At 28.3% G+C, this 445-nt stretch carries 1 protein-coding gene; it reads right to left on the bottom strand.

Annotated elements, in window-relative coordinates:
• On the bottom strand, positions 1-425 hold a 425-nt coding region (locus tag SH09_RS14095; protein ID WP_042740239.1), incomplete at its 3' end, for an MFS transporter.
• Positions 426-445: the final 20 nt, after the last annotated feature.

Genomic DNA, 445 nt, shown 5'->3' with positions numbered 1-445 from the left:
CCAAAGGCTTTGCCTTGTTTTTTTCTTGTAATATTTCTAGCTACAACCACCATAATCAGTGAAGGGAATGCAGCAGATCCTACTCCTTGTACTAACCTACCAAAAATCAAAATAAAAAAGTGATTGTGACCAATAAAAGCAATCAATGAACCAAGACAGCTCAAACTAATACCAATAATTAACAATTTTTTTATATTTATATAATCAGATAATTTTCCATATACTGCTGTTCCTATCGAAAAAGTTAACATATATGCAGTGTTTACCCAGTTTGTAATTCCAGGAGTAGTATTAAAATGATTTGCAATATCAGGTAAAGAAACATTTAAAACCATTTCATTTAATACACTAAAAAATGAAAGAATACAAAGCCAAAATAAAACGCTATAAAACAAACCTTTAAATTTTTTATATAAACTAAACAATTTTACCTCTTTACTTGAGG

Source organism: Staphylococcus gallinarum (genome assembly GCF_000875895.1).
Lineage (GTDB): Bacteria > Bacillota > Bacilli > Staphylococcales > Staphylococcaceae > Staphylococcus > Staphylococcus gallinarum.
Note: the sequence above shows the minus strand (reverse complement) of the source record. Positions and strands in the feature narration are given on the sequence as shown.